Source organism: Bacillus sp. JJ1474 (assembly GCF_036965225.1).
Lineage (GTDB): Bacteria > Bacillota > Bacilli > Bacillales > Cytobacillaceae > Cytobacillus.
In genome coordinates this window covers 1-3,565 of record NZ_JBALPC010000042.1, presented here as the reverse complement: position 1 = coordinate 3,565, position 3,565 = coordinate 1, and the positions used below count along the sequence as shown (strand labels likewise).

General features: G+C 34.5%; 4 protein-coding genes. 1 reads left to right on the top strand and 3 read right to left on the bottom strand.

Annotated features, from left to right (window positions below; genetic code table 11):
* Positions 1–149: 149 nt before the first annotated feature.
* Both V7164_RS06645 and V7164_RS06640 read right to left on the bottom strand, forming a co-directional pair.
* Complete coding sequence (locus V7164_RS06645) at positions 150–1,091, bottom strand: HNH endonuclease (protein ID WP_335353707.1); 942 nt, start codon at positions 1,089–1,091, stop codon at positions 150–152.
* Between the two features lie 20 nt (positions 1,092–1,111).
* Positions 1,112–2,290, bottom strand: coding sequence for a DNA cytosine methyltransferase (locus tag V7164_RS06640; protein ID WP_335353706.1), 1,179 nt, complete (start codon positions 2,288–2,290; stop codon positions 1,112–1,114).
* A 173-nt stretch (positions 2,291–2,463) separates the two neighbouring features.
* Here V7164_RS06640 and V7164_RS06635 point away from each other — a divergent pair, with 173 nt between their 5' ends.
* Entirely contained in the window at positions 2,464–2,619 is a 156-nt protein-coding gene (locus V7164_RS06635) for a hypothetical protein (RefSeq protein ID WP_335353705.1), read from the top strand.
* 289 nt (positions 2,620–2,908) lie between these two features.
* Here V7164_RS06635 and V7164_RS06630 read toward each other — a convergent pair whose 3' ends face one another.
* Complete coding sequence (locus tag V7164_RS06630) at positions 2,909–3,154, bottom strand: HNH endonuclease (protein ID WP_335353704.1); 246 nt, start codon at positions 3,152–3,154, stop codon at positions 2,909–2,911.
* Positions 3,155–3,565: the final 411 nt, after the last annotated feature.

The window sequence follows — 3,565 nt, the reverse complement described above, 5'->3', positions numbered from 1 at the left end:
AGCTTGTCCAGATAAGATTTTTAAATATCTATATCCCTCGTTATATACATCTGAAATGATGTGTTTTTCATATCCTTTAGTAATATACATTAAAACCCCACCTTCAAATTCAATTCTACCTTCAAAATACATAATATACAAAAAAGTATTTAACTTATAAAAATATTTTCTCTATGGTATTTTAAATAGTTTTTCATTTGTTCGGTTACACTTAATTTTATTTGTGCATGGACATTAAAAAAATTCATCTGAATTTTAGAAAGCTTTGTTGAGACCAAAAGGATGCCTTGATCTGTAAAGCTGATGAAGCCTTTATCGAATAAGTAGTCATGATTTGGACATAGCAGAAGACCATTGTGTAGATCTAATCGCTCCTGGTTGGTACATGCTGCCCAAGGTTTAATATGACTTGCTCGTGTATGAGTTGACTCTACACCGCATAATGCACAGTAGTAATATTTGTTCAAAAGTAGTTTACGGAATTTCTCTTGTCCCTTCCGTTGTTTCATTTCTTTTATAACTTCAGTAACCAAATCTTTATCTATCTCAGCATCTTCTAATATGTTGTTTAGAGCATTGGGTATTTCATTAGATCTAGTAGAAGGATTATTAGTTAAAGAATATGGTTTTACGATGAAAATACCGTTGCTATTTTCTTCTACGATCATACCTAAGCCAAGTATTACGTTGACGCCTTTTTCAACTTTGTACAGTATGCCAATAGGAATCTGTTTTTCTAAGTTGTAGCGCGCTGCTGCAATATCACTTTTTTTTCGGCTATCCTTAGGACTACTTGGTGGTCTCATTTCAATCGTTTCGAATTCATAGATTGATTTGTCTTTCCAAATAATCTGCTGACCATAATTTTCGTCAGATTCTGTAGCTTGATAAGAGATCAAAAACGGCATACCAGCTGGTTTGTAGAAACCACGGATTAAATCGTGTAAAATGTGATCTTCTTCTACAAATTGATCTGCTGGCACACGTTGTACTTTATTAACGCCCTTGATAGGAAGCTTTCCAACTAAAGTTTGGCCATTTAATGCATCGAACTTGTGCAAAATACCTTGGTGAACACGTTCATTTAACATTCTCATGCCTCCTTTATAAATTAGATATTATTGAAAGATAATTGTTGTTCTTCAGCATTGATCTCATTCTTTGCTACTTTTTTAGCTTTTTCTTTTTGAAGGAATTCTAGTTGGAACTTTTTTATTGGTTCGACGAAATCATAAGGAATTTTCGCAAATGATTTTAAAATCGCTTCAAAAATAATTTGAGCACCAGCTGGTGGGACGGCCATTCCAATTTGCTTACGTGCAGCTTCTTTACTTCCTGTAAAGACGAAATCATCCGGGAATGTCTGCAAGCGTGCACGTTCACGGTTTGTTAAAGCACGTGTTTTGTCCCAATGATACATATGCGTACCACCGCCACCACTACCTGTTACGGTATAAGCTGGACGTGTTGGATCGAGGCGTTTATATATTGAACTTAAACGTGCCCCTTTAACATTTAACTGTAATTCTTCAGGTATGCCAATGTACCAAGCGTTTTCACCAGGTGGAATGTAGCTTAACATCTCTTGAACCTTCGCTGTATGGCGAGGCATTTCATGGTTTGGCGCATCTGCAGGAATTGGTGGATTTTCGATCGCTTCTTTACATGTTTTGTAATCAGCTGAGTTTGGTGTTGTTGGTGAAGGCACTTTAAATTCAATGCCATCATCAGCAAGATTTTTACGAATTCCTACGATAATGATACGGTGGCGGGCCTGTGGAACGCCGTATTCTTCAAATTTATATAAGTGGGGTGTTACCACGTATTCAACTTCCCCAGGTGCTTCTAATTCTTTTAAAATCTTAATAAAAGCACGGCCTTCGTTTGCACTTTGTAGGCCTCCAACATTTTCAGCTACAAAGAATTTTGGTTTGTGTGTGTTTAAAACTTTTACACCGTAACTATAAAGATGACCAAATGAGCCACCTAATCCTTTTTTTTCACCTACTAGGCTATAATCATTGCAGGGGAAACCGAATGCAAAACACTGGATTTCAGGTAACTCGCTGATTTGTAATTTTTCTACTGGACCACAAATTACACTTGGATCATTTTCATCGCCACAGATATTTAATGCATATGTCCGACAAGCGTTTTGATCGAAGTCATTTGACCAGGTATGTTCAATACGAAATTCTTCATGTGTTTCTGGATGGATAACGACCGTGTTCTTAGCAGCTAAACTGAGACCCCCTGGGCCGTTAAATAATTCGCCTTTTGTAAAAATCATTTTTTCATCTCCTACGTTAAGAACTGATGTGAAAAAAGAACACAAGTTCTTGCATATTTATATGCTATACTCTATCTTGATAATTTTTTGAGTGAAATGTTGCCATTAAGTTTAAAATTAAGAAATTCTATTGAAATAATAATGAGGTGCCCAAAGCTACAGGTTTATTTGTAATGAAAATCCAAGAGGAAGTCCTACAATTACATAATGAAACAACGGATATACTCGATCAAGAGTTAAGCAAAGTTTTACAGACAGGTGGATATGATGATTTTAGTGATGAAATTGCTATTTTGGTAGATGATACAGGATTTGAAAAAAGCATTTAATCCAGTTTCTGAAATTGTTAGAGTTTTTGGAGATCAGAGTCGTCTACCGATAGTACACTCAGAACTTATCAATATCGGTTCTCTCAGCAAGCAATTTAATGCACATTTCAATAACATTCTTTCTGCCTCGCATAACAGGTCATCTTTAGTTTCAATCTATTTCATTTTCCGCTTCTTTATAGGGAAGATTTCTCGATATCTCCTCTTTAGTTGTCATACTTTATTTGACAATTCATTATCTAACTTAGCCGTCTTAGATTCTAACAAGATAACTCTTTGTTTTATAATTTCAAATTTCTTCATCTTTGATAGCATGTTTACTTTTCTCCATAAATTCTATAAAATCACTTGGTGTAAATTGATGATTTTTACCGTATTTTGTATGAAATCCTTCCTTCCCTCGATGACATTCCCTACAAAGAATTACTCCATTATCGTGATCTGCCTTTAACTCTAAATTCTTGGTAGAGAATAGATGATGCCCTTCTAACTTTTTTGTTGATACACATACAAGGCAGCATTTATCCTTTTCCAACAACTGATTTCTCCATTTTTTTCTACCTGGGAAAAAACCACCTCTTTTTCTTTCTTTATCGGTCTTAACTGTTCTCTACTTGTTTCTAATAAATAGTGTAATTTATTTATTTAGGCATCCTCATTATTTGTATAAGTCTATATATCTATTTTACAAGAAAGAACTGTCCGTTTGTCCGAAATTTGGAAGGGAATGAATTATTTTTGAGAATTGCACTTATTAAGAAGATGTATCATAAAAAGGTAATTCTATCAAATGAACTGTATATTGGTTTAAAATTATTGTTTTTGGTGATTTGCTACTCATTTGCCACCGCCTTTTTTATAGAATGACAAAGTCACCATCATAATATGATAGGTAAATTATGGGGAGATTTTCCTCTTTTACTATAAAGTATAAAAATATAGACTG

Excerpts from the sequence above, each read along its gene's own strand:
- V7164_RS06635 (WP_335353705.1), top strand. The coding sequence starts at position 2,464 with ATGAAAATCCAAGAGGAAGTCCTACAATTACATAATGAAACAACGGAT.
- V7164_RS06645 (WP_335353707.1), bottom strand. The coding sequence starts at position 1,091 with ATGTTAAATGAACGTGTTCACCAAGGTATTTTGCACAAGTTCGATGCA.
- V7164_RS06640 (WP_335353706.1), bottom strand. The coding sequence starts at position 2,290 with ATGATTTTTACAAAAGGCGAATTATTTAACGGCCCAGGGGGTCTCAGT.